This window comes from Tenacibaculum larymnensis, assembly GCF_028829235.1.
GTDB lineage: Bacteria > Bacteroidota > Bacteroidia > Flavobacteriales > Flavobacteriaceae > Polaribacter > Polaribacter larymnensis.
The window spans coordinates 26,647-53,451 of the sequence record NZ_JAIWJY010000016.1 but is presented as its reverse complement, the minus strand read 5'-3'; the positions used below and the strand labels follow the sequence as shown (position 1 = coordinate 53,451).

Genomic DNA, 26,805 nt, shown 5'->3' with positions numbered 1-26,805 from the left:
GTATGCTCGTGCTTTTTTTAAATCAGAGTTTAGTAAGTAGCCTTTACTATTCATTTTCATATTTTTTAATTTTTTGAAATACTTGACGATCTTTGAAAGGATGAGTTTTAAAAAACTTTTCCCTTCTTTCATTAGTCTTAAATCTTACGTCTCTTTCTCCCCAAACTATCCAAACAAATTTCATTTTTTTTTCTTTTAAAAATCTATTCAGTAAGTCCTTTCTAATATATACCAATTGTTGACTGTTATTATAATTATCGTAATAGTTTACGTTAAATGAAGCTTTTTCACCATTAGACTCATATAAGTCAAAAGTCTGGGGTTGGTCTAGAAGTTCTAGATGATTAACTATTTCTTTAGCTATCACAGTAGAATGTCCAGCATCATTAAGATGACTATGATGGCCTTCCCAGTTATATTCCATTACAGGTAATAATACCTCAAATTCTTTTTTTTCAGATATTTCCTTCTCAATTTCATCAGGAAATTCTTTTTTTAAACTTATTCCATTATTATAATTATCCCAAAGAATCGTTGGAAAGTATCCTGGTTCACCTTTTTTAATTTTAACTTTCTTTTTAGCCGTTATGAATTCTAAACTTGTAAAGTTCTCATAAGTTGAATCTGAGCAATAGAATAATTCACCTGAATAAGTGTAATAATTTGTATGTTTCTCTGGAAACCATCTTCCTCCCATATTTTGTTTCTCTAATAATTTAAAGACCTCGTCATAATCGTCTTCTTTTATTAGTACACTTCTCATGAATGTAAAACGGTGTCTCTCAGCAGTAACATCATCTTGACTAATATAACCATCTAAACAAATCCAGTCTCCATTATTGTTTGGTAAGTTTTTAATAGATAGATAATCTTCAATAAAAGGCATTCCTCCCTTTTCATACCAATCAATAAGAGGCTTGTTTCTATCGCCTAATAAATCTTCTTTGATAAACAATTTACTTATGGGTTTAGATGGAAAACTAGGATCAATATCAGCATCAGAAATTCTAAATCTTTCCCATTCATTATCTAATAAATCTAAGTCGTCTCTTAGACCAGCATTTTCGAAATAGGCAATCCATGAATACTTTTTTCCGTAACGTTCAATCTTCGCTCTTTCTGTTCTACCTCTGTTATAATAATTTGCATTACTTAGACTCTTTTCAGCTTTTTTGAAATATTCAGAATCCCAACCTAAATCATGAATTCTCCAATAGATTTGTTTTCGAACTTTAATTTTTTCTGGTGGATTAGAATATGAACCTCCATCTTTGACTATTCTTCCTATAGTGTAATTACTGAAATCCATTTGTATGGGGTCAGAATAGTCATGATCCTTCGCATCATAATTAATTTCTCCCAATTTTCTAATACCACCATACTCATAAGGAGGTCTTATGTTTTTAATTTCAGAGCTTGTTAATATTGAAGGATGGTGAATAAGACCGATTTCCAATATTCTCCTGGCATAATCTCTTGCTAAAATATGTGTGGTAGAAAAAGTTGAATCCTCTTTAAACATATTATTATAGATGTTTTTACATATTTCAGGGAGTAATGTTGTTCTAAATTTATCTGAAATAATTGAGTTATGTTCAGCCATTGCAACTCCATACAGAGCAGCTAATGTTCTCTCCCATACATATGGGTCATTAATTTTTAATGAGTCAAATACCATTGAAGAAAACTCTTTAGGAAATTTTCTACCATAGTAGTAAAGTGCTCTAGTTGTATCGTCCCGTAATGCTCTGTTGGTACTAGTTAAAAACCATAAAAAAAAACTCGCAATAATATGTTGTTTCTTAATTACTGATGTTGATTCTTCCTTAGTATTCTTACATTGAACTAGAAACTCGGCGATATAACTTTCAAGGTCATAGGATTTCTTTCTAATATATTCCGTCCAATTAACATCTCTTTGATTCATTGGCATTAGCAATAAAAGTTTAGATAAGAATAATGCATTTAGAGGGTGTTGTAAATCACTTAATGTTTTAAAAGAAAGGTCAAAGAAATGCTTCATGTTTTGACTAGAACTAAAAAATAACTTAGTTATAAGTTTTTTGTCTTCATCCTTTACATATTCAGCAGGCAAGCTAAACAGAGAAGTTATTGATTTACTAAATACTGATTTTGAAAATGATATTCGTCTTGAAAATTTATTTGTAAAATATTTTGGCAAATATTTAAATGCTTTACTCTTTGTGAAATTTAGTTTTTTGTCGCTCTCTATTATACTATGAAATGAAGTGCTTTTTAACTGTGGTAACAACAAACATAGAGCTGAAATTACATCTTCAAACAAAGGGTGTTGGCCATTTTCATTAATTATTTTATTGATGAATTCTGAACTAACAAAATACTTCAGATTTTGTTTATTGTTGATTAGGTTTTCGCTAATCATGTATCCAGCAAGTATATCGTATGTAAAACTAACATATTCCTGTTTTACTCTCATGTCACGAGTCACCACCAAACCTTCATTTATTAAAATCTCTGCTCTTGATTTATCCTTTTCATATTGCTCGGTTCCATCAAATAGATTATAAAATTCTTTTATAGGGATTTCTCTCAAATCGTTCTCCCATAAATAGGTTGAAAGCTTAGCCAAACTTTCAGAAATAAATAATTCGTTCTTTTTAAGAATAGGATTATTTAAGGTAACCCTTTTATTTACCTGATTTAGGTACTCATTAAATATGTCATAAGTGGATTCTTCTTCAATATTAACATGGATTTCTTTACTTGTTCTCCAGTTTGGATTTTTTATTTCACAAAATATTTTAAGAAATATTGGATCTCTGAATTTTTCTATAGGTGCGAAGAATGATTCAGCATTTAGCTTGTACTTTTTGAAATATTTATTGACAGCTTCTAGAATAGTTTCATGGTCTTCAAATCCATCTAAAAAATGAAATCTATTATGCTGAGTATTATTCCAAATCCTTTCAATGTAAGAAGTACGACAAGTTGTTACTAAGATGATATTTTTAGTCTTGGATATTTTAGAAGCTAAAGCTTCGATATGATTTTTCCATATTGGTGAAAAGAAGCGATTAAATATTGTTTCATTTAATCCATCAATAACAATTGGTATTTTACTTTTTACGATTGAAGCATATATATCAAGTGCTTGAATAAATTGATCAAAGGAGAACTGCTGATTAATATCAAGAATTCGTTTTATTGCTTCTAATAAATTGGTTTCACTTGTGAATTTATCTCCTGTAATGAATATAACAGGCATTTCTTCTTTAACTTTTTTAAATGCTATATCACATGAAATATGAGTTTTTCCTTTTGCGGCATCAGCGATAAAATGAAGTTCATTTTGCTTTTCATGAAAGTAGTTTCTGAAAAATCGATTATAAATTTCAGTAAATTCAGATATTAGATCATAGATATTTGAAGCATCTTTGTATGCTCTACTTTTTTCTTCAAAAACAGTGAAATCAATTTTTAAAAAGAAGCTTATAAAATTAGTTTCTAATTCTTGCAAAATGGATTTAGGTAATAAGTCTTCAGAAAAGTTAATAAAACACTTTTTAATTAGTTCAATTTTGTCAAGTGTAAACGATAGATGGTTTTTAAATTCATCACAATACACTACAAAATTTGCTCTTTGGACTTCTTCTTTTTTACTTACCATTGTTTCACCTCTGAAACTTTTAATTGCAGACAATATCTGGTTTGATTTTTTAAGTAAGTCTTTTTCCAAAGTAACTAAATGTTCATTATAGTGTGAACTAAATAGTATGAAATCTATTTTTGACTGAGTGTATTTATCAATACTATGTAAGTAAAAATCATATTTATCTTTAACTTTCTCAAAGTTTTCTGTAAACTTTTCTTTAAACCATTCTTGACTGAATTCTAGGTCACCAAAGAAGAAACTTCTTGTGCCAATGTTTTTTGGACTATTTAATAAATTTAATATTTGGGATTCACCCCAATGAATGAGAGTTACTTGTTTGCCTGTCGGAATTTTACTAGGTAATGAATTATCAAACCAATCTTGTTCACCTTTTTGCTGTTTTCCTGTTTTGTTAATACTATTTGCAGTAAAGTCAGTTTTAAGACAAAGTGTCCATTTTGTTAGATTGGAATGATTTCTACAAGCGGTTTCTAAAGAATCTTCAATTTGTTTTTTTCTATTGCTTAAATTGAGTCGGCCAGAATTTCCGAAGAATTTACATTGCCAACCCCATACTTCTCCATTGTCATGTTTCAGGTAAAATTCAACTCCACCATCACCTCCACTACCATCAATTGGTGTAAAACTACCAAGATGTCCATATTCTTTAATTGCCAATTGATAACATAGTTGTTCAAAACATTTTGTTACTTTTCCATCATATGGTTTCAGTTTTGAAAAATCTATTTGTCCAATTCCTGTCATTTATTAAGTTCTCATTATATCAGAAAAAATCCAATTGTGTTATTTGCTTGCTTGCTCTATTTTCGCATGGCATACAACCATTTTGGTAGGTTTATGATTGTATTTTATGTTTGTTTATATTCCTACGAACTTAATAATAATAATTTAATTTTCTTACGGAATCCCATAAGTCCAACTATTTAAGTAATAAAAGTAGTTTTAGGTGTCATTAACGATTTCAGATGTAGTAGTCAAGGTCGCTAATATCACGGCATGCTCCGTTGATACCACGGCACGGGTCGCTGATATCACGGCATGCTCCGAAGACACCACGGCACGGGTCGCTAATATCACGGCATGCTCCGAAGACACTACGGCACGGGTCGCTGATATCACGGCATGCTCCGCAGACACTACGGCACGGGTCGCTGATATCACGGCGTGCTCCGTTGACACTGCGGCACGGGTCGCTGATATCACGGCGTGCTCCGTTGACACTGCGGCACGGGTCGCTGATATCACGGCATGCTCCGCAGACACCACGGCATGCTCCGCAGACACCACGGCATGCTCCGTTAACACTACGGCACAGACCTTTTTATCAAAGGCAACTGCCGTAACATCATAAGAACTTTACATAGAAATAAACCGCTAACTCCCAAGAACTAACAACTAAGCACTAATAACTAAAAACTAAAAACTAGCGATTAACCACTACCTATACGGAGGTCCCGCAACCCAACCAACAATAGACTTACGAACCCCTTTGGTAATAGGAGTAACACGATGCATCATAAAAGAAGGAAAAACAATGATGGTACCTTTCTCTCTAGGAGCACTTACAATTTTCTGATTAAACATAAACTGTAAATCACCACCTTCATACTCATCGGGGTCAGATAACTGCATGGAAATACTCAACTTTCTATCAGAAATTTCACCAGCACCAAAATCCAAATGCCAATCAAAAAAATCGCCCTCAGTATAGCTAGCCAATTGCAAATTGTTATGAAACCCCAATAAATCAAACCAATATCGTTCGTTGTTACACTTAATAGCCAAACCAGCCAATCGGTTGTAAATCCATTCGTTTTCAGGAGTATTATCAATAAACATCACATCACTTTTTCGAAGCTCATCATCATAAGTGTCTGCTCCGCTCAGCGTAGCTTTAATTTTTTCATTATCATCCCATAAATTAAGAATTCGTTCCGTTTCATGCGGAAGAAATAACCCATTATAATGCACAAATTCAGCAAAATTATGTTTCAAAGGAAGACCAAAAGGATAGTTTATTGCCATAGTATTTAAGTAGTTAAAAGCGAAGAAAAAGTAAGTTTCTCTTTATAAAAATTAGATTTTTAACAGCAAAGTAAAAAAAAACAACCAATAACCATAAAAAGCATACCGTAAAAGCAAGTATTTTAACCAAGAGTGTTAAACCTGTTGATGCCTTTAGAGACAAAAATATAGGAAACTGTCAGTTCGAGTGATTTTGAGGTACGAAAATTGTACATCGACTTCGCTCAGTAGAACTATCGAGAACTAATTTAAAAGCTATAGTTCTTTTCCTCAAGAATAATGCATGCAAGGTTTTGATATTTAGTTATTAAAAAAACCGAACTAAAATGTTCGGTTTTTACTTTTATATGTTTAGGTTTAATATTACTTACTTAAGTATTTATTCAAAAAAATAGTTAATTCATCACCTTTAGGACCAGGAGCATTTTCATGAAGGATTTTTCCTTGTTTATCAAGAAGTATATATCTTGGAATATTAATCAATTTAATTGATTTTAAAAACTCTGCACTCTCTTGATTTAGTACCATATAACTATGCTGATAACTTTCCATATTTTCAGTTTTTACAGCGCTCAACCAGCTGTCTTTATTTTTGTCAATAGAAAGGTAAAGGAAAGTGATTTTTTCTTTTGAAAATTTATTTATCACCTTTTGATAGTCCGGCATAGATTCTCTACATGGGAAACACCAACTAGCCCAAAAATCGATAAATATGTAATTACCATTGTTGTTTTTTATTAAATCATTCAAAGAGCTTATTTCTTGATTATGATTTATAAGCTTTACATCATTCTTAATATTGTCAAAAATATCAATATCAAGTAAATACTTGTCTTCCAGAATAGTATTTAATCTGTCATCTTGGTATTGGTTTTTAAATTCATTAAATTTTGATCTAGTAACATTAAAAGATTCTCCAAAATTAATCATAGCTTCAATACTTAAAAACCGAGCATACTTTGTAAGTGAGTCATTAAAATATAAAGGAGCATTATCAAAAGCCTCTACATAGTTAATGTATTGTCTTGAGCGAGTATAGGTAGGTTTAGATTTAATTACATTCTTTCTTAAGAAAGAAAGCATTAATGTTTTGGAATAGGGGTTTAAAAGAAGGCTGTCGTTTATAAAAATGGTTGAATTGAGTTTGTCTTTAGCAGCTTTTGATTTGAAATAACGATAGAATAATTTTAATTTATTGTTATATTCTATTAAAGACTTATATCTTAAATGCTCTTTTAAATCATTAGGTAGCTCTTCTTTTTTAAAAAAATCAATTTTGTATACGTAAAGTTTGTTCAATAGTTTAAAAAGAATTTTTTCTTCTTCATGTTTAGAAGGGTACACATCTCTGTTTACTTTTACAGGATAGCTAACAAATTTTTGATAATCATTATTACCTATCATCGGCTTTTTATTGTGGTTTATAGAATAAAAGATATCAGTTAAGGAGTCTATTTGTTTTTTGAAGCTTTGATAGGTTTTGTCTTTTCTCAGCTTTTGAGTTACTTCTCTAAATTGCTTGTTATTTTGGTTGTAGGAGTTAAGAGTGTATTCTATTCTGTCTTCATAAGCTTTAATCTTTATGCTATCACCTTTACCTAAAAAAAGAGTATCTGGAACAATTTTTTTATGACTTAAATAAATAAATTCACCGCTATCTAATTTTATATTAATAGTGTCTATCTTCTTTTTTGATGTATAGAGACTTTTATCAATGTTTTGATAACTAGCTTCTTTTCTTAAAGCAATTTGATTATCAGAATAGTTTTCTATACAAACTATTAATTCATTTTTAAGCTTAGGAACTTCATTGTCTTTTTTACTGGTACAAGAAAAGAGCAAAAGTGTAAACAGTATAAGTGAAATAGATTTTCTCAACGTCATTTTTAATTTTATTTATTAAAGGAATAAAGGAAAGGTTTTTAAACCTTTCCTTTAAGTTAGTTTAAACTGTGTTCTTTTTAACAAGAGGCACAACAATATCCAGAAGCATAGCTACCATCGTTATACTCTTGCTGAAGTTGATAAGCAGATTGGGCTTCTTCTACCGAATAAACTTTTGCAGACCAATGCCTAAAAGAACCATCTTCATTTCTTACTGCAATTCTACAAGTTGATCCAGCAATACTGTGAAGTTCTTTCCTGTTAAGGATTGTAACTCCATTTAGATTAACAATTTTGTTTAACATAATAAAATTTTATAAATTATTTTTTTGGTGAACTATTAAAGACACTCACCATTTGTGTCTATCCTTCGCGAATGATTTTATATTTAAAAGTTTAAAATCAGTAATGTTTTTTAAGAGTAGGGTTTACAAGGAGCAATTTTTTCTTTTTTTTCAAAGATACCTTTTAATAATAACTTTTTTGCTGAAAAAACCGTAAAAAAAGTAAGGTTTTTCCTTGTGTTTTTTGTTTTTAGTAGTTGATTGTTAGTGTTTTAGTGTTTTGTTAGGAGAAGAAATTCAATTTACAGACGTTACTGTATGTTTTAAAATTATAAAAAAATAAAAATAATATCGAGAACTAATCTAAACACTATAACTCTTTTTCTTAGGAATTTTTCAGTGAAAACTGAAAAATTCCTAAGAAAAAGTGTCTTTTCTTTTGATTCTTTTCTTTGGACAAGCAAAGAAAACGAATAAACCATGGTAAGAGAAAATAAACCAAACACATACCATACACACAAAGTAGTAGAAAATGAAAAAAAACCTGTAACAGGTTTAGAATTTTGTTAGTAAAGAAACCGTAAAAATTATCAAACAATAAACTAATAACTCAAAACGGAGAACTAAAAATAATTGTATTTTTACCTCAACAATTCAATACTATGATTTCACAAGAACAATTTAATAAAGAGTTAGATTTAATTATAGCAAATGCTATTAGAGAAGATATAGGAGATGGAGACCATACATCATTATCATGCATTCCTGCCGATGCAACAGGAAAAGCAAAATTATTAGTAAAAGACGAAGGAATAATAGCTGGAGTAGAGTTTGCTAAAATGGTGTTTAACTATGTAGATGCCGATTTAAAAGTTGAAACGTTGATTAATGATGGTTCACCCGTAAAGTACGGAGATATTGTTTTTTATGTATCAGGAAAATCACAGTCTATTTTAATGGCAGAGCGTTTGGTGCTAAACGCAATGCAACGTATGAGTGCTATTGCAACCAAAACTAAGTTTTTTGCTAATTTGTTAGAAGGAACCAAAACCAAGGTGTTAGATACTCGTAAAACCACACCAGGAATTCGTGCTTTAGAAAAATGGGCGGTAAAAATAGGAGGCGGTGAAAACCACCGATTTGCTTTATATGATATGATAATGATTAAAGACAATCACATTGATTTTGCTGGCGGAATTACACAAGCTATTACCAAAACCAAAAAGTACCTAGCAGAAAAAGGATTGGATATTAAAATAATTGTGGAAGCACGTAGCCTAGAAGAAATTGAAGAGATTTTACAAAACGAAGGTGTGTACAGAATTTTGATAGACAACTTTAACTATGAAGATACCCGTAAGGCGGTAGCTATGATAGGAGAGCAATGTTTAACAGAATCTTCTGGAGGAATCAACGAAAAAACCATTAGAGAATATGCAGAATGTGGGGTTGATTTTATTTCGTCTGGAGCCTTAACACATTCAGTATACAATATGGATTTAAGCTTAAAAGCGGTCGATTAATATAACCTAATACATCATGAAAAAACAACTATTACTCATAGCAACGCTAGTAGTAGCTATGTCGTGTAAAACAGAGCAAACTAAAAAAGAAACCACTTCAAACATGGTAGAAAATCCATTATTAGTAAAAAGTTCTTTAGACTTTGGAGCACCAGATTTTACTAAAATAAAGAACGAACACTTTATGCCTGCAATTTTAAAAGGTATGGAAGTTCAAAATGAAGAAATAGCTAAAATTATAGCAAATACAGAAGCGCCAACATTTGAAAATACCATTGTTGCACTTGAAGAAAGTAGCAAAACGTTAGATAATGCTACGGCTGTTTTTTATGCTTTAGCAGGAGCACATACAAACGATACAATTAAAGACAATCAAAAAGAATTAGCACCTAAGTTTTCTAAACACAACGATGAAATTTTATTAAACACTAAGTTGTTTGAAAAAATAAAAGCGGTACACGATAATTTAGAGAATCTAGAATTGGATGCTGAATCTAAACACTTGGTTAAAGAACAGTATAAAAAGTTTGTAAAAGCAGGAGCTAACTTATCTGAAGAAAAGAAAAACGAGTTAAAAGAAATCAATGCAGAATTAGCAAGTTTATCTAACGACTTCGGAAAAAAGTTACTAGACGCGAGTAAAAAAGGAGGTTTAACGGTTACCGATAAAGAACAGTTAAAAGGACTTTCAGAAGAAACAATTAAAGGTTTAGAGAAAGATGGTAAATACGAAATCCAACTGATTAATACCACACAACAACCTTTATTACAAACTTTAGAAAATAGAGAAGTTCGTAAAGAATTGTTTGAAAAATCAATTCACAGAACTGATGCAGGTGAGTATAACACAAGCGATTTAGTAAAGAAAATGGCTTCGTTACGTGCTAAAAAAGCACAAATCTTAGGTTTTGACAACTTTGCAAGCTGGAGTTTACAAGGAACAATGGCATCTACACCAGATAAAGTATTTGAAATGTTCAACGGATTAATTCCGGGGTCGTTATCAAAAGTAGCTGCTGAAACGAAAGAAATTCAAGCAGAAATCAACAAAGAAGGAAACGATTTTACCTTAGCACCATACGATTGGAATCATTTTGCAGAAAAAGTACGTAAGTCTAAATACAACTTAAATGAAGACGAGGTAAAACCATACTTTGAGTTAACCAACGTATTAGAAAAAGGTGTGTTTTATGCGGCTACAAAATTATACGGAATCACCTTTAAAAAACGTACCGACATTCCTACCTATCATCCAGATGTGGTAGTGTATGAAATCTTTGAAGAAGACGGAAGCAAGTTAGGATTATTCTACGGAGACTTCTTTGCAAGAGATAGTAAGCGCGGTGGTGCGTGGATGGGAGCTTTTGTAAAGCAATCGAAATTAAGAGGACAAAAACCAGTAATTTACAATGTTTGTAACTACCCTAAACCAGCAGAAGGAGAACCAGCATTAATCAGTTTTGATAATGTAGAAACTACGTTCCATGAGTTCGGACATGCATTACACGGTTTATTCGGAAATCAAAAATATGCATCAATTTCAGGAACAAGTACGGCAAGAGACTTTGTAGAATTTCCATCGCAGTTCAATGAAAACTGGGCAACTCATCCAGAGGTATTAAATAACTATGCTTTACATTATAAAACAGGAGAAGTGATACCAGATGCGTTATTACAAAAAATTAAGAATGCAGGAACGTTCAATCAAGGATATTCAATTATTGAAAACTTAGCATCTTCTAATTTAGATATGCAATGGCACACCATATCAGCAGATACAAACATTGAAGATGTAGCTAAATTTGAAGAAGAAGCATTAGCTAAAATGAAATTGAAGATTGATGAGGTGCCACCAAGATACCGTTCAACATATTTCGCACACATTTTTAGCGGAGGATATGGTGCAGGATACTACTCGTATTTATGGACAGAAATGTTAAGTCACGATGCCTACGATTGGTTTAAAAACAACGGATTGTTAACCAGAGAAAACGGTCAGAAGTTTAGAGAACAAATCTTATCGAAAGGAAACACGATGGATTATGCAGAAATGTATAAAGTTTTTGCAGGAAGAGATCCACAAGCTGAACCAATGTTAAAAGCGAGAGGATTACAATAAATGAATGATTTCTTTGACAACGAAACGTTCACAAAAGTTGATTTTACACTAACAAAAATCAACAAAGGAGAATATGACAGCTGTACGTTCGAGAATTGCAATTTCGAGAACGTACATGCTTCAAATATTGAATTTTTAGAGTGTGAGTTTATCAACTGTAACTTTAGTAATACAGTGGTAAACCACACTTTTTTTAAAGATTGCACTTTTGAAAATTGTAAAATGGTTGGGGTAAAGTTTAATGAATGCAACAACTTTTTGCTAGAAATGAGCTTTCATAACTGCCAGCTAAACTTATCTTCTTTTTACCAATTAAAAATTCCCACTACAAAATTTATAAGTTGTAATTTGCAAGAAGTAGATTTTGTTGAAGCTGACTTAAGTAGAGGTCTCTTTAAAGATTGTGATTTAAAAGGAGCAATTTTTGATCGGACGAATTTAGAAAAAGCAGATTTTACAACTGCCACTAATTTTACAATCGATCCTGAAAACAATAGGGTTAAAAAAGCAAAGTTTTCTAATGAAAATATTGCAGGACTATTGTATAAATATGATATTGTGGTGGAGTAATGTGGTTGGGGTTATTGGAGTAACAAAGTGACAAAGAAGCTGAGAAGTGAAGTTAAAAAGTTGCTAAATTAAATGCTAGAAGCCAAGAGCAAAAAGCTAACTACGAACAAAAGAAAATGACTAAACAGATAGAAGAAAACCTTGAGAAAATTCCAGTAATTAACTGGCTCGTGGCCTTTGGAAAGAAAATTAAAATTCCAGGGTTAGAAGGAATGTCTTTGTACGATGTACTTGAAATGTATGTTATTGGTATTGTAAAAGGAGCATTAACTACAAGGGCAGGAGGTATTGCTTTTAGTTTCTTTATGGCTATTTTTCCTTTTTTACTATTCATTTTAACATTGATTCCTTACATCCCGATTGATGGATTTCAAGACGGGTTACTTTCATTAATGCAAGAAGCATTACCACCAAAAACTTTTGAAGCGGTAGATTTTGTTATAAAAGATATTATTAACAATCAATACGGTGGATTATTGTCATTCGGTTTCTTAGCCTCTATTTTTTTAATGACCAATGGTGTAAATGCAATATTTGGTGGGTTTGAATATTCTTATCATGTAACCGAAGTAAGAAATGTTTTAAGAGCCTATTTTATTTCGTTAGCAGTATCATTGCTAATGTCATTTTTCTTAATCGTAACGGTAACACTCATTATCTTTTATCAAATAGCCTTAACAAGAATTCACAAAATTGGATGGTTAAACACAGGAGATTTAGACTTGTTTTACTACGGAAGAGGTTTCTTGTTTTTAGTAATGATTTTTACCATTGTATCTTTACTCTTTAGGTACGGAACCAAACAAGGTAAAGATGTGAAATTCTTTTCTCCAGGTGCTATTTTAACTACAGTAGTATCTATGTTTACCTTTTACTTATTTGGAATTTATGTAGTTAAGTTTGCTCAATACAATCAGCTATACGGCTCAATTGGTACCTTGTTAATTTTAATGTTGTTTGTGTGGTTAAATGCTATTATTTTACTCTTAGGTTTTGAGTTAAACGCTACAATTTATCGTTTAAAACGTAAAAATAAAGCGAGAGCTAAATAACATTATTCTTCATATTTTTTTCGGATATTTGCAGGCTAAAACGCAAAACAAATTACGAATTATCAATTAACTCCTAATTGAAAAAATCATAATTATACGTTAATGCTTAGTACAACTTAGGGCTAACAGCAAACAACTAAAAACTAACAGCTAAGGACTAACGACTAAAAACTAATAAAATGAAACCAGGAATCCCAAAAGGAACAAGAGATTTTTCATCAACAGAAGTAGCAAAAAGAAACTATATTTTCAATACAATTAAACATTCGTTTGAAAATTTCGGATTTCAACCTATTGAAACACCAAGTTTTGAAAACTCTTCTACATTGATGGGAAAATATGGTGAAGAAGGGGATAGATTGATTTTTAAAATCTTGAATTCTGGTGATTATTTAAAGAAAGTAGATGAAAACTTATTGGCAGATAAAGACAGTCAAAAAGTTACTTCAAAAATTTCTGAAAAAGCATTGCGTTACGATTTAACAGTTCCGTTTGCACGTTACGTAGTACAACACCAAAACGAAATTACATTTCCATTTAAACGTTACCAAATTCAACCAGTTTGGAGAGCAGATAGACCACAAAAAGGACGTTTCCGCGAGTTTTATCAATGTGATGCCGATGTGGTAGGAAGTACTTCATTATGGCAAGAAGTTGAGTTTGTACAATTATATGATACTGTTTTTAGTAAGTTAGGATTAAAAGGTACGACTATCAAAATCAACAACCGAAAAATCTTATCAGGAATTGCTGAGGTAATTGGTGCATCAGACAAACTGATTGATTTTACAGTGGCTTTAGATAAGTTAGATAAAATAGGAAAAGACGGTGTAGTTAAGGAGATGTTGGAGAAAGGAATTTCTGCTGAAGCGATAGAAAAAGTTGATCCGTTATTTAATTTTTCTGGAAGTAATCAAGATAAGTTAGCTTCTTTAGAGGCTATGTTACAAGGTTCGGAAGAAGGATTACAGGGTGTAGCTGATTTGAGAACCGTAGTTAATAACGTAGAAAGTTTAGGACTAGATTCAGCAAGCTTAGAATTAGATGTAACCTTAGCTAGAGGATTGAACTATTACACAGGGGCTATTTATGAAGTAGCAGCTCCAGAAGGTGTAAAAATGGGTTCTATTGGTGGTGGAGGTCGTTATGACGACTTGACAGGTATTTTTGGTTTAAAAGATGTTTCTGGAGTAGGAATTTCTTTTGGATTGGATAGAATTTACTTGGTAATGGAAGAATTAGGATTGTTTGAAGCAGTAGAATTACCAAAGCCTAAAGTATTGTTTTTAAATTTTGAAGAAAGCGAGAGTTTAGATAAAGTAAAAGCCATAAAAACATTAAGACAAAACAACATAAAGTCAGAAATGTATCCAGATGTGGCAAGCAGTAACAACCAGCAAAAAAAGCAGTGGAAATATGCTACAAATAGAGAAATTGAGTTTGTAGTGACAACTGTTGAAAATGGTACGCTTGTTGTTAAAAATATGTCGACGGGAGAGCAAACTACTTGTTCTTTAGACGAATTGATAAATAAAGTGCAGTAAATTACCAACAATGTTGTAAATTTGCGCCCTACTAATTTTAGATAGAAATGTTTGAAGTGAACAACAACAAAATGAATGACGATAGCATAGATGAAATAGGAGAGAACCACATTGGTACGTCGGCTAAAACGCCTTTACGTGCGGATGCTTTCGATATTTCTGACAAGGAAAAAATTGAAAAAATTCAAGAGAACGTTAAAGAAATTCTTGAAACGTTAGGAATGGATTTAACTGACGATAGCATGCAAGGTACTCCTAAAAGGGTAGCAAAAGCTTTCGTAAATGAGTTGTTTATGGGGTTAAACCCACAAAATAAACCAGAAGCGTCAACATTTGACAATACATATAAGTATGGTGAAATGTTAGTTGAAAAAAACATTATTGTATATTCAACATGTGAGCATCACTTATTACCAATTATTGGTAGAGCTCACGTTGCGTATATTTCTAATGGTAAAGTAATAGGTTTGTCTAAGATGAATCGTATTGTTGAGTATTATGCTAAACGCCCACAAGTACAAGAGCGTTTAACGATGCAGGTAGTACAAGCAATGCAAGAAGCTTTAGGAACTCAAGATGTTGCATGTGTTATAGATGCAAAACACTTATGTGTTAACTCAAGAGGTATTAAAGATATTGAAAGTAGTACAGTTACTGCTGAGTTTGGTGGAGCATTTAAAAATAAAGAAACCAAGCGTGAATTCTTAGATTACATAAAATTAAATACTGATTTTCAATAGAAAATAAAGTTTAAATAAATAAAAAAGCTCATTCGAAAGAATGAGCTTTTTTATTATGATTCGGTTTTATTTTGTTTCAATTTTTTAACGCCATCAACTATAAACCAAGAAGCAAACAAAACTCTAACGAGTAAGAAAACATATTGATTTTCGGTTGTGAAGTTGAATAGGAGTCGATACACTTCTCTTTTTTGAGAAAAGGCAGAAAACGTATTAATTAAAATAAATATACCTATAAATAGATATATATAAGGAAGTGCTTTTTTCACTATTTAACTGGAATTTTAATTTCGTATAGTTTTCTACTACGGTTGTTTAATTTGTTTTCTCGTAACCAAGAGTTATGTAGTTTAAGCTCTTTGTAGGTAATTCCGAATTTTTTAGCAAATAAGGCGATATTACTAATAGCAGTATCTACTTTAACAGTATAGGTTTCAGGAAGGGTATATAAATCTTCTTTATCGAAAACAAAACCATACTCTTTTGGATTAGATATAATTTCTTTTAAAGCTAAAATTCTAAAAACGTAGCGCTCGGTTTCATCAGGTAACAATGCATCGTAATAGCTAGTTACACCTTGAGCATCTAATCTTTTAGAAACACCATAGTTTCCTGCATTATAAGCCGCAGCTGCAAGCGTCCAAGAACCAAAACGTTCTTTCGATTTTTTTAAATACTCAGCAGCTACTTTAGTAGATTTTTCTATATGATAACGTTCATCAACATTACTATTAATTTCTAAACCATATTCTCTACCTGTTTGCTTCATAAAGTGCCACATACCAGCAGCTCCTACATGTGATGTTTCATCAATAAAACCACTTTCAGCTAAGGCTAAGAATTTGAAATCGTCAGGTAAACCATATTTTTCTAATAAAGGCTCTAAAATAGGAAAGTATTTATTTGCACGTTTTATAAGTAACAATCCATTAGACTGCCAATAGGTGTTTACTAATAACTCGCGATCCATTCGTTCTCTAATGTCAGGTTTTTCAATAGGAACTCGCTCTCCTGCTAAATTTAGATCGTTAGGTAATTTTAGAGCTTTAACCTCGTAACTTTCCGCTACATTTTTAATGGTTGGTTCGTTTGATTTGCTTATAGTATTGGTAAATAAAATTCCAACAAATACTATAGTTAAGATAGATAAGAAGCGGATTGATTTGTTCATTTCTCTTTTAGTTTTTGTCAAGTTGTGTAATGATGTTAATCCATCAAAAAACATTCCTTTTTTAGTATTTCAGAAATTGTTTTTGCTTTGTTTAAAATCATTACATGTGTTCCATTTTCAATTTCAATTGAATTTTTAATATATTTTATAGGAAAAACTTCATCTTTTTTTCCGTGAATATGAATTATACCGGGAATAGATTCTTTTTGTTTCCAGTGTAATACGTTATATATAGCCCATTGCAAATATTCTTTGTTTCTAACTGATAGGTATATTTTATATAACTCAGCACGTTTTTTTAAATAATCATTAAAAAAGTAACGTTCATAACTTTCAATATTTGAAATAACTTTTGAAGGGAAAAGTTTATAGGCTTTTGTTACTTGTACTAGTTTAAAACGCTTAGGAAACTCTTTATTGCTTTTAACACTTGATATTATGATTATTTTTTTGCAATCAATAATTTTACTCATTTCCTGTACCATAATACCTCCAAAAGAAACTCCAATTAATACAGGGTTTTTGTGTTGAATTTTAGCACACATTCGCTGAGCATATTCTTCAATGCTTTCGTTAATAGAGGTTGGTAGCATCCAATCTAAAAAGTGCAGTTCAAAATGTTCTTCAGGTAAAGAAATACGCTCAAATATTTTGGTGTTGGCAGCTAAACCAGGGACAAAATACAGGTGAGTTTTAGGCATTATTCAATAAACTTTTTGTCTAATAAAATACCGTCAATATATTCGTGTACGTCAATAAGCTCATCAGGAATATCTTTCCATAAACGAATTAAGATTTGTTTTCCATCATGAACTATATAAGTACTAGATAAATCTGGAATTTTAGGATTATTATAAGCGTCCTTAAAGCTTTTAAAATCTTTTTTAGTAAGCTTTTCGTTTAACTCTTGTAGTTGTTTTTCTGAAAGAGTGAATTTTTGAATACCCTCTACAAGTACATATTCTACCCCATTATAAACTACATTCCCTTTTTTATCAATAGAAACTGTATATACAGGGCAATCACCAAAGCATTTCGTTTTGATAATTCTTAAAAGGTTATTTTTTTCTTCGGAAATGATGTTAGTTAATTTTTCTTCTGAGTTGGCATCAACTAATCTAAACTCTCCGCTTTCCTGTAGTTTACCAATCCAAAAATCACGCTTGCCTTCAGGAACTTCAACAATGCCTATTTTTGAAGCATCAGTTTCATAAGCCATTTTACTCCAAGTTAAGCCGCTATTTTTTATTAGTGATTTTACATCATCAATACTTTTAGCGTTTTTAAGAACAATAATTAACTCATTTTGAGAAGCTATAGGTTTTGTAACTTCTTCTTCAATAATTGTTTCTTTTTCTATTGGCTCTGTTAATTTGGTTTCAGAACTTTTTTTAGGAATACCACAAGAGATTCCTAAGGCTAAAAAAGAGTATAATAGGTACTTCATAAATGAGTTTTTTGATTGTGTGAACTAGTTGACAAGTTAAGCAATAACTCCAGTATCCACAAAATCAAAACGAACTAAACCATCTTCATCAATTTTTGTTAACGTAACTGTGTGTAATGTATTTACCAATTCAGGATTCCAAGGAGCCTTAACTTTTACATAGTTTTCTGTAAAACCGTGGATATATCCTTCTTTATTTTCACTTTCAAATAAAACTGTTAAGGTGTTACCTAACTGACTTTCATAAAAAGCTCTACGTTTTTTAACAGATAACCCGCGTAGCATTTTACTACGTTTTGCACGTGTTTTCTTAGGTACCACACCGTCCATTTCAACAGCTTCTGTGTTTGGTCTTTCAGAATAAGTGAAAACGTGTAAGTATGAAATGTCTAATTCACTTAAATAGTTGTAGGTTTCTAAAAATAATTCATCTGTTTCACCAGGAAAACCAACAATAACATCTACACCAATACAAGCGTTAGGCATTACTTCTTTAATCTTAGCAACTCTATCAGTATATACTTTACGTAAATAACGACGCTTCATTTTCTTTAACAGTTCATCACTACCAGATTGTAGTGGAATATGAAAATGCGGAACAAATGTGTTTGAGTTTGAAACAAAATCAATCGTTTCATCTTTTAATAAATTAGGCTCAATTGAAGAGATTCGTAAACGATTAATTCCCTCAACTTTATCAAGTGCTTGTACCAATTCTAAAAAAGTATGTTCGTGTTTTTTATTACCGAATTCACCTTTTCCGTAGTCGCCAATGTTTACTCCTGTTAAAACAATTTCTTTAATTCCTTTTTCAGAAATTTCTTTAGCATTTTTTAATACGTTTTCTAACGTATCACTTCGTGAAATTCCACGTGCTAACGGGATGGTACAATAAGTACACTTATAATCACATCCATCTTGTACTTTTAAGAAAGCACGAGTACGATCTCCAATAGAATAAGAACCTACATAAAAATCAGCATCTTCAATCTCACAAGAATGTACTTCACCAATATCATTTTTGGTTAAGTCGTTAATATAGCTAGTTACATTAAACTTTTCAGTAGCACCTAATACTAAGTCTACACCATCAACAGCAGCTAATTCTTCAGGTTTTAATTGCGCATAACATCCTACACCAATAACAAAAGCCTCTTCATTTTTCTTTAAGGCAGACTTTACAATACTTTTAAAACGTTTATCAGCATTGTCTGTTACCGAGCAGGTGTTAATTACATATATATCTGCTTTTTCTTCAAACTCAACACGCTCAAACCCTTCATTAACAAAGTTTCTGGCAATGGTTGAGGTTTCCGAAAAATTTAATTTACAACCTAATGTGTAAAAAGCTACTTTCTTATCTACATTCATCTTTTCTCTGTCCTAAATAAAAAACAAAAGCCTTGTACAAGTCTTTAATTTTTTAGAAGTTCGTATAGTTTATTTAATCTACTACTGCTTAAAGCAGTTTTGGGTTTGCAAAAGTACGATAATATTCATGATTTTTGAAACGAAAAGATTACTTATTCGAAAGCTTCAAGTTGTTGATATAGAACCTTTTTATGAGTTAGAAAGTAACCCTAAAGTATTGCAATATGCAACAGGGGAACCTAAAAATTTAGAAGAAAGTAAAGAGGATTTAAAACAGCTTATAGCACGATACACTAATAAGGAAAATGATTTTTGGATATATGCCATAGAGCGTAAGTTAGACAATGAATTTGTAGGTACGGTTGCTTTGGTAAAAGATGAAGAAGGAAATGATGAAATAGGCTATCGATTTATAGAACGATACTGGGGTAATGGCTTTGCAACAGAGCTTTGTGAAGGATTAATACAGTACTGTAAATCGGTAGGAATGAAAAAACTTATTGGGTGTGTGGTGGATGAAAATGTAGCTTCCGCTAAAATATTAGAACGATTTAACTTTGTTGCAATAGAGAAATTTATAAGTGATGATATTGGCTTACCAGAAACAAAATATGAACTAATTTTATGATAGTAGATAATTTAAAACCTCCATATTACGCAGTAATTTTTAGCACAACTCTTTCAGATGATACAGAAGGATATTATGAAATGGCTGAAAAAATGGACAATTTAGCCAAAGAGCAGGAAGGATATTTAGGAGTAGAATCAGCGAGAAGTGATGTAGGGATTACGGTTTCTTATTGGGAAAGTTTGGATGCTATTTTAAAATGGAAAAACAACATAGAACATACTGAAGCTAGAAACATAGGAAGAGAGAGATGGTATAAAAAATATCAACTTCGAATAAGCAAAGTAGAACGAGAGTATGGGTTTGAAAAATAGAGAAGAGAAAATAGAGGAAAGAAAAGAGAGAAGAGAGAAGAGAGGCTCTAGAAAGCGTCAGTTTGAATGTAGTCGAGAGCTTTTACCTTTTGTTCTTTACTTTTTATTTTTTATTACTTCTTGCGGAAAAAAAACATCAACTTTTAACGATTCACAAGTTTTTCGCTATAACGAGCATTCAAATATTACCTCATTAGATCCTGCTTTTGCAAAAGATCAACGAAATATTTGGGCTGTAAATCAGCTGTACAATGGTTTAGTAGAGCTGGATGATAGTTTACAAGTGCAACCTTCGATAGCTAAGAATTGGACAATTTCTGAGGATGGAAAAACTTACCAGTTTCATTTAAGAAATGATGTATTATTTCACAAACACGAACTGTTTGGAAAAGACTCTACAAGAAATGTAATAGCCAAAGATTTTGAATATTCTTTTAATCGATTACTTGATAAGAATGTGGCGTCTCCAGGAGGTTGGGTGTTACAAAATGTTGCGAACTTTAAAGCGAAGAGTGATTCTGTTTTTACAATCAATTTAAAGCAACCTTTTCCACCTTTTTTAGGATTATTAGCCATGAAGTATTGCTCTGTAGTACCAAAAGAAGCAGTTGATTATTTTGGAAATGAGTTTAGAGCAAACCCCATAGGAACTGGTCCTTTTCATTTTAAACTTTGGGTAGAAAACACCAAGTTGGTATTGAGAAAAAACCCATTATTTTTTGAAAAGGATGAGAATGGAAATCAACTTCCATATTTAGAAGCAGTAGCTGTAACTTTTTTACCAGATAAGCAAAGTGAGTTTTTACAGTTTATTCAAGGAAATATCGATTTTATGAAAAGTTTAGATGCTTCGTATAAAGATGATATTCTAAATACTGATGGAACCTTAAAAGAGAAGTATGTTTCTAAAATCAATATGAAAACAGGGGCGTATTTAAACACAGAATATTTAGGAATTTATTTAGATGGAGAAGAAGAGCACCCAACAAAATCGAAATTGATACGACAAGCTATAAATTTTGGGTTTGATAGGGAGAAGATGATTAAGTTTTTGAGAAACGGAATCGGTAGCCCTGCTACAAGTGGGTTCATTCCGAAAGGATTGCCTTCATTCAATAATCAACAAGGATATTCATACAAGCCTGAAGAAGCAAAGAAGTTAGTAGCACAATACAAAGAAGAGACAGGAGATGAGAATCCGCAAATAGCAATTACAACGAACAGTAACTATTTAGATTTGTGTGAGTTTATTCAACGTGAATTACAAAAAATAGGAATAGTAACTAAAGTAGATGTAATTCCACCTTCAACATTACGCCAAGGAAAAGCTAATGGTAAGTTGCCTATTTTTAGAGCAAGTTGGATAGCTGATTATCCTGATGCAGAAAATTATGTGTCGTTATTTTATAGCAAAAATTTTACACCTAACGGCCCTAATTATACACACTTTAAAAATGAATTTTTTGATAGGTTGTATGAGCAATCCATCAAAGAAATAAATGTAAAAAAGCGTTATAAGTTATACCAAAAAATGGATAGTATTATTATTGCTGAGGCTCCAATTGTACCATTATATTATGATGAGGTAATCCGCTTTACACAAAAGAATGTTTCAGGTTTAGGAATTAACCCTATTGATTTATTGAATTTAAAAAGAGTACAGAAAAATTAAGTACTACTTTTCGCTTCGTTCCAATAATAGCTATCAGGGTAGATACGTTCTCCAAAAATAGCTGTTCCAACTCGTACAATAGTAGCGCCTTCTTCAATAGCGATTTCTAAATCACCACTCATTCCCATAGAAAGATCTTCCATAGCTACATTAGGAATTTGTAATGCTTTGATTTCTTCTTGAAGCTGTTTTAAAAGGCGAAAACATTTTCGAACTTCATTAGATTCTGAGCTTAGTAAACCAATAGTCATTAACCCTTTTATATGAATGTTTTTAAACTTAGATATTTCTTTTACAAGCTCAATAGTTTCCTCTGGATTGGCTCCGAATTTACTTTCTTCAAAAGAGGTGTTTACTTGTATGTATACATCAATTTCTTTTTCTTCAAAAATCAACCGTTGATGTAATTTTTCAGCAACTGATAAACGATCGATAGACTCAATACAAGTAGCCCATTTTATAACTTCTTTAATCTTGTTACTTTGTAAATGACCAATAAAATGTACTTCAGGTTGTAAGTGCTTTATTGCATTACACTTTTGCTTTAATTCTTGTACTTTATTTTCACCCACAAGAGTTTCACCTTGTTCTAAAGCAAAATTTATTTTATCAGTATTTACTGTTTTTGTGGCTAGTAACAATCGAACATCTTCTGGTAATCTGTTAGCTTTCTTACAAGCAAATTGTATTCTTTGATGAATAATGCTAAGGTTGTTTTGAATATTATCCATTTACGAATTGATTGTTTAGTTCTTCTTTTTCAATAATTTTATTTTTTACAGCTCGAAGAGTAATGTCTTTTGCTTCCGCATACGATATATCGTACACACGATTTACTTTTCTAAACTCTTCTGGGAATTGTTGCAGTAACGTTTCGTAATAGCTGTCTAAGTCTGATTCACTAGGCGCTTCGAATTTAAGTTTTAACTGAAAACGTCTTAAAAGTGCAGTATCTATAACACTAGAGTGATTGGTAGCAGCAATTAATAAAACATCGTTAGGTAATTGATCTATTAATTGAATTACAGTATTTACCAATCGTTTCATCTCGCTAGAGTCTTTGCTGTCGTAATCACGAGCTTTACCGATGTAATCAAATTCATCTAAAAATAACACAGCACTTTCTCTTGTAGCTTTTTTAAAAACTTCGGAAATATTTTTAGCTGTTTCTCCTAGTTTTGAAGAAACAATGCTACCCAAATTAAGTATGATAATTTTTTTATCAAGCTTTTTGGCAATAGCTCTAGCGGTGGTAGTTTTACCACAACCAGTATGTCCGAATAATAAGATTTTATTATCAACGGGGAGTTTGTATTGATTCAAAACAGCTACGTGTTTAAATTCTTTTAGTAGTTGCTGTAGCGTATTTTTGTTTTCATTACTAAGATGAACTTTATCTAGTTCTATAGTTGTTTCTTTCGTTTGAAGAATCAAGTTATGTATAGCCATTTTGTTATTTTTTGTCAAAAATAAAAGGTTATAGGTAATAAAGTAAACCTTTTAACATACAGTTAAGAAGTAGGATTGATGCTTTAAAACACTAACCTTTAAACTCATGTTCTGGACAATCAATTCTTAACTCTTTCGAAGATAATTTAGATTGTAAAAGTTTACAAAAATGCTCATTGTTTTCATTTTGATAATAAGAACAAGTAAAGCACATTCTCTGAATAGTTATAACTCCTGCCTGATTTAGTTGGTATATTACTTTTAAGAGTCCTGTTAGTATATCTTTCTTTTGATCTTCAGGTAATGAACTTAAAGGTTTCTCTATATTAAGTGTAAAATTAGCTGATTTCTCTGCTATTTGTTTTCCTTGATTGGTTAAACCAATAATATAACTTCTAGTATCGCTAGGGTTATTAAACTTTTGAACCAGTTCTTTTTTTAATAAAACTCTAATACTGTCACTAATGGTAGCTTTAGTCATATTAAATTCTTCAGCTAAATAACTTACTTTGCACTTTTCTTCAGAGTGAAATAGTAAAAAAATTAGAATTTGAATTTGGATAGGACTTAAAGAGTTCTCTTTACTTTCGCTCCAAAGAAGTACTCTGAAAGCTTCAGAAATTCGCTCCAAAGCCACCACTATTTTACTTTCAATTTTAGTGTTTTGCTGATTTAAGTCAAAAGGAGATTTCATTAATTACAGTTTTCCATTTCGTATATAAAATACCCTTTTTTATGTATAGCATCTTACCATTCAGGTTTGAGTATTTCAATATGGCAAAATACGCATTCTTTTGAAGATATTTCTAGGTTTTCTAGACCTTTAGTTCTTAAATATTCTTTTCCATAATTAAAAATTATGTTAGTGTCTTTATTGTTAGAAGGTGCAATAATGTCAAAATGCATTATTGTATTATCTTTCTTAGTTACATAAGTATCCCAAACAGCTACTTCCATTTTATATAATTTAAAACATTAAAAAGCTCTACAAAATTAGGAATCCTAACTTTGTAGAGCAAAAAAATTATCCTTTTACTTCTTCCATTGATGCTCCAAAATTAATATGGAGTACATTACCAGTAGGAGTAACCAAAGCAGGGACAGATTTTACACCAGCATTTTCTGCTTCTAAAATTCGATTTTTGTCATTACCGAAGTGAACTACTTCAACATTGTCTAAACCAATTAGATTTATAATGTCTTGTTCTGCACTAACACAAACAGGGCAACCTGCGTGATAAAAAATAGATTTACTCATAATTATATTGATTTTAAATTTCATTACAAATATAGTTAGGTTTCCTAACTAATAAAAGTTATCAGGAATAAATTTTTAAAAATAAATACTGATAAAAGAGTTTTATTTCTTTAGAAAGGAGTAGAAAGAATAAAATCATTAATAGTTAATTAAGAAATAAAAATGTTATGTAATTTTAGCGGTTCTAATTGTTTAGAGAAAAGATTTAATAATTGAGATGAGAATAGGTTACTTAAAAAGAGGTATGAGATTGTTATTTGTAAAACAAGTTACAATCGCAGTCCTTTTGTTTTTTACTTTTAAAGCAATGTCACAGTCGGAAGGAGTGCAAGGGTTTAAAGCTTTTGGAGTAAACCCTACAATACCTAATGATTCTCTTTTTTTTAAAATTAATACTGCAGAAAATTTTAAAGCTAAATATGATGCTACATTTGATCTTATAGAATTTCATAGAGAAAAAGGAAACTTAGACTCTATAATATACTATGGGAATAAACTGTATACAGAAACCACTAAGAATAAATTAATAGACAAAGAAAATCATTTATCAAAGGTTTCAAGTATAGTTGCTGAAGGAAAGTTAGAAAAAGGACTTTTTGACGAGGCTTTGAAGTGGTTTTTTAAAGGAATAGAACATTCAAATAGTGAGTCGAATGATGAGTTGTTTGTCAAAAATAGAATAGGACTAGGAATAGTAAAATATGTTAGAGGAAAAGAAGAGGAAGGAAAAGCAATTTTAGAAGAATGTATTGAAAATGCTCCAAACGAAAAGCTAAAGCACGATGCTATTTTTGAACTAGGTTTTATTTATTACACAAGAAAAGAGTTTGAAAAAGCAAAGGAAAACTATGAGAAAGCAAGATTGTTTTATGTAGCAGAAGACTTTGTAAAAGAAGCATTGAAAACTGACTTATGGCTTGGTAGAATATTACAAAAAGAAGGTAAAATAGATGAGGCATTAGATCTTTGTTATAATGTTTTTAATGAATCGTTATCCAGAGGCTTCTATACCTTATATGCTAAAGCAGGGAATGTAGTAGGTAATTTTTATTTAAAAGAGAAAGACTATGAAAATGCCAAAACTATATTATCTACAGTATATATAAACTCTATTCAGTGGAGGAATTTAGAAATAGAAAGAAGAGCTATTTTAGGTCTTCAAAATGCTTATGCAGAAACAGGAGATTATAAAAATGCGCATGCTTTAATGACACAATTAAATCGTGTAAACAATGAAATTTTAGTAAGTCAAAATAAACAGCAAGTCAATGAGCTAGAAGTACAGTATAAAACACTGGAGCAAAAACAAGAAATAGAACGACAAAAAACAATGAAAGCTTATATTTTAATAGTCTTTCTTATTGTATTAATACCTGTACTTGCTCTATTATATGTTTACTATCAAAAGCTTCAAACACAAAGTAAACTTAATAAGACTTTAGAAGAAGTAAATCAACAAAAAATAACCACGTTACTTAAAGACCAAGAGTTAAAGTTGGTAAAAGCTTCACTCGAAGGACAGAATAATGAAAGAAAGCGTATTGCAAGAGAGTTACATGATAGTATTGGCGGCAACTTAGCAACTATAAAATTGCAATTATCTAATAAGAGTAAATTAGAAGAAGAAAGTCTCATTAAACAAGTAGATGAAACGTATAATCAGGTAAGAGAGTTGTCTCATAACTTAATGCCTAAAAAGTTTAAAGATTCTGCTTTTACAACAATTATAACAGAGTATATAAACAATGTTAAAGCACTATCTAAAGAACAAATAACGCTACAAATTCATCCGGCAGATGAGGTGGATCAAATAGATGAGAACCTGAAAGTAGAACTCTATAAAATAATTCAAGAGTTATTGACTAATGCATTAAAACATGCCAAGGCAACACAAATAGACATTCAACTTTCCGTATTCAATAATACAATACAACTACTTTTTGAAGATGATGGTGTTGGGTTTGATCAAGAAAAAGTAAGGTACGGACTTGGTTTTCAAAATTTAAAAGATAGATTAAAAACAATTAAGGGAAATATTTTAATTAACTCTTTTCCAACTAGAGGAACAGTGATAGATATTGATGTACCTTTAAATTAAT

The 26,805-nt window shown here is 31.2% G+C and carries 23 protein-coding genes; 10 read left to right on the top strand and 13 right to left on the bottom strand.

Annotation, left to right across the window (positions count from 1 at the left end):
* Positions 1 to 46: 46 nt before the first annotated feature.
* The 4 genes from LCI24_RS16600 to LCI24_RS16585 all read right to left on the bottom strand — a co-directional run bounded on the left by LCI24_RS16600 (position 47) and on the right by LCI24_RS16585 (position 7,869).
* Positions 47 to 4,399 carry a hypothetical protein gene (locus tag LCI24_RS16600; protein ID WP_274641380.1) on the bottom strand — a complete coding sequence of 1,451 codons (4,353 nt, stop codon included), beginning with the start codon at positions 4,397 to 4,399 and terminating at the stop codon, positions 47 to 49.
* A gap of 693 nt (positions 4,400 to 5,092) precedes the next feature.
* Complete coding sequence (locus LCI24_RS16595; RefSeq protein WP_120187476.1) at positions 5,093 to 5,680, bottom strand: 2OG-Fe(II) oxygenase; 588 nt, start codon at positions 5,678 to 5,680, stop codon at positions 5,093 to 5,095.
* A 363-nt stretch (positions 5,681 to 6,043) separates the two neighbouring features.
* On the bottom strand, positions 6,044 to 7,564 hold the full coding sequence (locus tag LCI24_RS16590; protein WP_274641379.1) for a TlpA family protein disulfide reductase: 1,521 nt from the start codon (positions 7,562 to 7,564) through the stop codon (positions 6,044 to 6,046).
* Between the two features lie 77 nt (positions 7,565 to 7,641).
* Complete coding sequence (locus LCI24_RS16585) at positions 7,642 to 7,869, bottom strand: hypothetical protein (RefSeq protein ID WP_047790487.1); 228 nt, start codon at positions 7,867 to 7,869, stop codon at positions 7,642 to 7,644.
* A gap of 641 nt (positions 7,870 to 8,510) precedes the next feature.
* Between LCI24_RS16585 and nadC the strand changes: the two genes are divergently transcribed.
* The 6 genes from nadC to folE all read left to right on the top strand — a co-directional run bounded on the left by nadC (position 8,511) and on the right by folE (position 15,396).
* Positions 8,511 to 9,371, top strand: a complete 861-nt coding sequence (nadC, locus tag LCI24_RS16580; protein ID WP_274641378.1) for a carboxylating nicotinate-nucleotide diphosphorylase — start codon at positions 8,511 to 8,513, stop codon at positions 9,369 to 9,371.
* Between the two features lie 16 nt (positions 9,372 to 9,387).
* Positions 9,388 to 11,490 carry a M3 family metallopeptidase gene (locus LCI24_RS16575; protein WP_274641377.1) on the top strand — a complete coding sequence of 701 codons (2,103 nt, stop codon included), beginning with the start codon at positions 9,388 to 9,390 and terminating at the stop codon, positions 11,488 to 11,490.
* The gene (locus LCI24_RS16570) at positions 11,491 to 12,060 is read left to right on the top strand and encodes a pentapeptide repeat-containing protein (RefSeq protein ID WP_274641376.1); all 570 of its coding nucleotides are present in this window, start codon (positions 11,491 to 11,493) and stop codon (positions 12,058 to 12,060) included.
* 116 nt (positions 12,061 to 12,176) lie between these two features.
* The gene (locus tag LCI24_RS16565; protein WP_274641375.1) at positions 12,177 to 13,112 is read left to right on the top strand and encodes a YihY/virulence factor BrkB family protein; all 936 of its coding nucleotides are present in this window, start codon (positions 12,177 to 12,179) and stop codon (positions 13,110 to 13,112) included.
* 179 nt (positions 13,113 to 13,291) lie between these two features.
* On the top strand, positions 13,292 to 14,656 hold the full coding sequence (hisS, locus tag LCI24_RS16560) for a histidine--tRNA ligase (RefSeq protein WP_121145747.1): 1,365 nt from the start codon (positions 13,292 to 13,294) through the stop codon (positions 14,654 to 14,656).
* Positions 14,657 to 14,727: 71 nt separating this feature from the next.
* Positions 14,728 to 15,396, top strand: a complete 669-nt coding sequence (gene folE, locus LCI24_RS16555; protein WP_394342531.1) for a GTP cyclohydrolase I FolE — start codon at positions 14,728 to 14,730, stop codon at positions 15,394 to 15,396.
* 268 nt (positions 15,397 to 15,664) lie between these two features.
* On the opposite strand, the gene LCI24_RS16550 is transcribed toward folE, so the two are convergent.
* From LCI24_RS16550 to mtaB, 4 genes are read right to left on the bottom strand one after another with little or no spacing between them, the layout of a single operon-like run.
* The gene (locus LCI24_RS16550) at positions 15,665 to 16,567 is read right to left on the bottom strand and encodes a lytic transglycosylase domain-containing protein (RefSeq protein WP_274641374.1); all 903 of its coding nucleotides are present in this window, start codon (positions 16,565 to 16,567) and stop codon (positions 15,665 to 15,667) included.
* A gap of 35 nt (positions 16,568 to 16,602) precedes the next feature.
* Complete coding sequence (locus LCI24_RS16545) at positions 16,603 to 17,268, bottom strand: lipase family protein (protein ID WP_274641373.1); 666 nt, start codon at positions 17,266 to 17,268, stop codon at positions 16,603 to 16,605.
* Positions 17,268 to 18,014, bottom strand: coding sequence for a DUF6438 domain-containing protein (locus LCI24_RS16540; RefSeq protein ID WP_274641372.1), 747 nt, complete (start codon positions 18,012 to 18,014; stop codon positions 17,268 to 17,270). Before LCI24_RS16540 ends, LCI24_RS16545 begins: the two co-directional genes overlap by 1 nt.
* Before the next feature lie 36 nt (positions 18,015 to 18,050).
* Positions 18,051 to 19,385 carry a tRNA (N(6)-L-threonylcarbamoyladenosine(37)-C(2))-methylthiotransferase MtaB gene (mtaB, locus tag LCI24_RS16535; protein ID WP_274641371.1) on the bottom strand — a complete coding sequence of 445 codons (1,335 nt, stop codon included), beginning with the start codon at positions 19,383 to 19,385 and terminating at the stop codon, positions 18,051 to 18,053.
* Positions 19,386 to 19,512: 127 nt separating this feature from the next.
* Here mtaB and LCI24_RS16530 point away from each other — a divergent pair, with 127 nt between their 5' ends.
* From LCI24_RS16530 to LCI24_RS16520, 3 genes are read left to right on the top strand one after another with little or no spacing between them, the layout of a single operon-like run.
* Positions 19,513 to 20,013, top strand: a complete 501-nt coding sequence (locus tag LCI24_RS16530; RefSeq protein ID WP_274641370.1) for a GNAT family N-acetyltransferase — start codon at positions 19,513 to 19,515, stop codon at positions 20,011 to 20,013.
* Positions 20,010 to 20,327 (top strand): antibiotic biosynthesis monooxygenase family protein, encoded by a 318-nt coding sequence (locus tag LCI24_RS16525; protein WP_274641369.1) that lies wholly within the window; start codon positions 20,010 to 20,012, stop codon positions 20,325 to 20,327. Before LCI24_RS16530 ends, LCI24_RS16525 begins: the two co-directional genes overlap by 4 nt.
* A complete protein-coding gene (locus LCI24_RS16520; RefSeq protein WP_274641368.1) occupies positions 20,311 to 21,999 on the top strand; it encodes an ABC transporter substrate-binding protein in 1,689 nt (562 codons plus the stop codon). Before LCI24_RS16525 ends, LCI24_RS16520 begins: the two co-directional genes overlap by 17 nt.
* Here LCI24_RS16520 and LCI24_RS16515 read toward each other — a convergent pair.
* The 5 genes from LCI24_RS16515 to LCI24_RS16495 form a co-directional block, all read right to left on the bottom strand.
* Entirely contained in the window at positions 21,996 to 22,730 is a 735-nt protein-coding gene (locus LCI24_RS16515; protein ID WP_274641367.1) for a YggS family pyridoxal phosphate-dependent enzyme, read from the bottom strand. The genes LCI24_RS16520 and LCI24_RS16515 overlap by 4 nt on opposite strands.
* Positions 22,723 to 23,448, bottom strand: coding sequence for an AAA family ATPase (locus tag LCI24_RS16510; RefSeq protein WP_274641366.1), 726 nt, complete (start codon positions 23,446 to 23,448; stop codon positions 22,723 to 22,725). The genes LCI24_RS16515 and LCI24_RS16510 overlap by 8 nt, the downstream gene beginning before the upstream one ends.
* 91 nt (positions 23,449 to 23,539) lie before the next feature.
* Positions 23,540 to 24,142: a MarR family winged helix-turn-helix transcriptional regulator gene (locus LCI24_RS16505; protein ID WP_274641365.1), complete on the bottom strand. Its 603-nt coding sequence runs from the start codon at positions 24,140 to 24,142 to the stop codon at positions 23,540 to 23,542.
* 53 nt (positions 24,143 to 24,195) lie between these two features.
* Positions 24,196 to 24,405 carry a DUF2024 family protein gene (locus LCI24_RS16500; protein WP_274641364.1) on the bottom strand — a complete coding sequence of 70 codons (210 nt, stop codon included), beginning with the start codon at positions 24,403 to 24,405 and terminating at the stop codon, positions 24,196 to 24,198.
* Between the two features lie 67 nt (positions 24,406 to 24,472).
* Entirely contained in the window at positions 24,473 to 24,706 is a 234-nt protein-coding gene (locus tag LCI24_RS16495; RefSeq protein WP_274641363.1) for a thioredoxin domain-containing protein, read from the bottom strand.
* 307 nt (positions 24,707 to 25,013) lie between these two features.
* On the opposite strand from LCI24_RS16495, the gene LCI24_RS16490 reads away from it, so the two are divergent.
* Complete coding sequence (locus tag LCI24_RS16490) at positions 25,014 to 26,804, top strand: ATP-binding protein (protein ID WP_274641362.1); 1,791 nt, start codon at positions 25,014 to 25,016, stop codon at positions 26,802 to 26,804.
* Position 26,805 lies beyond the last annotated feature (1 nt).

What these genes read in the sequence shown, in the direction of transcription:
- LCI24_RS16600 (WP_274641380.1), bottom strand. Translation starts at nt 4,399, where the DNA reads ATGACAGGAATTGGACAAATAGATTTTTCAAAACTGAAACCATATGAT.
- LCI24_RS16595 (WP_120187476.1), bottom strand. Translation starts at nt 5,680, where the DNA reads ATGGCAATAAACTATCCTTTTGGTCTTCCTTTGAAACATAATTTTGCT.
- LCI24_RS16590 (WP_274641379.1), bottom strand. Translation starts at nt 7,564, where the DNA reads ATGACGTTGAGAAAATCTATTTCACTTATACTGTTTACACTTTTGCTC.
- LCI24_RS16585 (WP_047790487.1), bottom strand. Translation starts at nt 7,869, where the DNA reads ATGTTAAACAAAATTGTTAATCTAAATGGAGTTACAATCCTTAACAGG.
- nadC (WP_274641378.1), top strand. Translation starts at nt 8,511, where the DNA reads ATGATTTCACAAGAACAATTTAATAAAGAGTTAGATTTAATTATAGCA.
- LCI24_RS16575 (WP_274641377.1), top strand. Translation starts at nt 9,388, where the DNA reads ATGAAAAAACAACTATTACTCATAGCAACGCTAGTAGTAGCTATGTCG.
- LCI24_RS16570 (WP_274641376.1), top strand. Translation starts at nt 11,491, where the DNA reads ATGAATGATTTCTTTGACAACGAAACGTTCACAAAAGTTGATTTTACA.
- LCI24_RS16565 (WP_274641375.1), top strand. Translation starts at nt 12,177, where the DNA reads ATGACTAAACAGATAGAAGAAAACCTTGAGAAAATTCCAGTAATTAAC.
- hisS (WP_121145747.1), top strand. Translation starts at nt 13,292, where the DNA reads ATGAAACCAGGAATCCCAAAAGGAACAAGAGATTTTTCATCAACAGAA.
- folE (WP_394342531.1), top strand. Translation starts at nt 14,728, where the DNA reads ATGAATGACGATAGCATAGATGAAATAGGAGAGAACCACATTGGTACG.
- LCI24_RS16550 (WP_274641374.1), bottom strand. Translation starts at nt 16,567, where the DNA reads ATGAACAAATCAATCCGCTTCTTATCTATCTTAACTATAGTATTTGTT.
- LCI24_RS16545 (WP_274641373.1), bottom strand. Translation starts at nt 17,268, where the DNA reads ATGCCTAAAACTCACCTGTATTTTGTCCCTGGTTTAGCTGCCAACACC.
- LCI24_RS16540 (WP_274641372.1), bottom strand. Translation starts at nt 18,014, where the DNA reads ATGAAGTACCTATTATACTCTTTTTTAGCCTTAGGAATCTCTTGTGGT.
- mtaB (WP_274641371.1), bottom strand. Translation starts at nt 19,385, where the DNA reads ATGAATGTAGATAAGAAAGTAGCTTTTTACACATTAGGTTGTAAATTA.
- LCI24_RS16530 (WP_274641370.1), top strand. Translation starts at nt 19,513, where the DNA reads ATGATTTTTGAAACGAAAAGATTACTTATTCGAAAGCTTCAAGTTGTT.
- LCI24_RS16525 (WP_274641369.1), top strand. Translation starts at nt 20,010, where the DNA reads ATGATAGTAGATAATTTAAAACCTCCATATTACGCAGTAATTTTTAGC.
- LCI24_RS16520 (WP_274641368.1), top strand. Translation starts at nt 20,311, where the DNA reads ATGGGTTTGAAAAATAGAGAAGAGAAAATAGAGGAAAGAAAAGAGAGA.
- LCI24_RS16515 (WP_274641367.1), bottom strand. Translation starts at nt 22,730, where the DNA reads ATGGATAATATTCAAAACAACCTTAGCATTATTCATCAAAGAATACAA.
- LCI24_RS16510 (WP_274641366.1), bottom strand. Translation starts at nt 23,448, where the DNA reads ATGGCTATACATAACTTGATTCTTCAAACGAAAGAAACAACTATAGAA.
- LCI24_RS16505 (WP_274641365.1), bottom strand. Translation starts at nt 24,142, where the DNA reads ATGAAATCTCCTTTTGACTTAAATCAGCAAAACACTAAAATTGAAAGT.
- LCI24_RS16500 (WP_274641364.1), bottom strand. Translation starts at nt 24,405, where the DNA reads ATGGAAGTAGCTGTTTGGGATACTTATGTAACTAAGAAAGATAATACA.
- LCI24_RS16495 (WP_274641363.1), bottom strand. Translation starts at nt 24,706, where the DNA reads ATGAGTAAATCTATTTTTTATCACGCAGGTTGCCCTGTTTGTGTTAGT.
- LCI24_RS16490 (WP_274641362.1), top strand. Translation starts at nt 25,014, where the DNA reads ATGTCACAGTCGGAAGGAGTGCAAGGGTTTAAAGCTTTTGGAGTAAAC.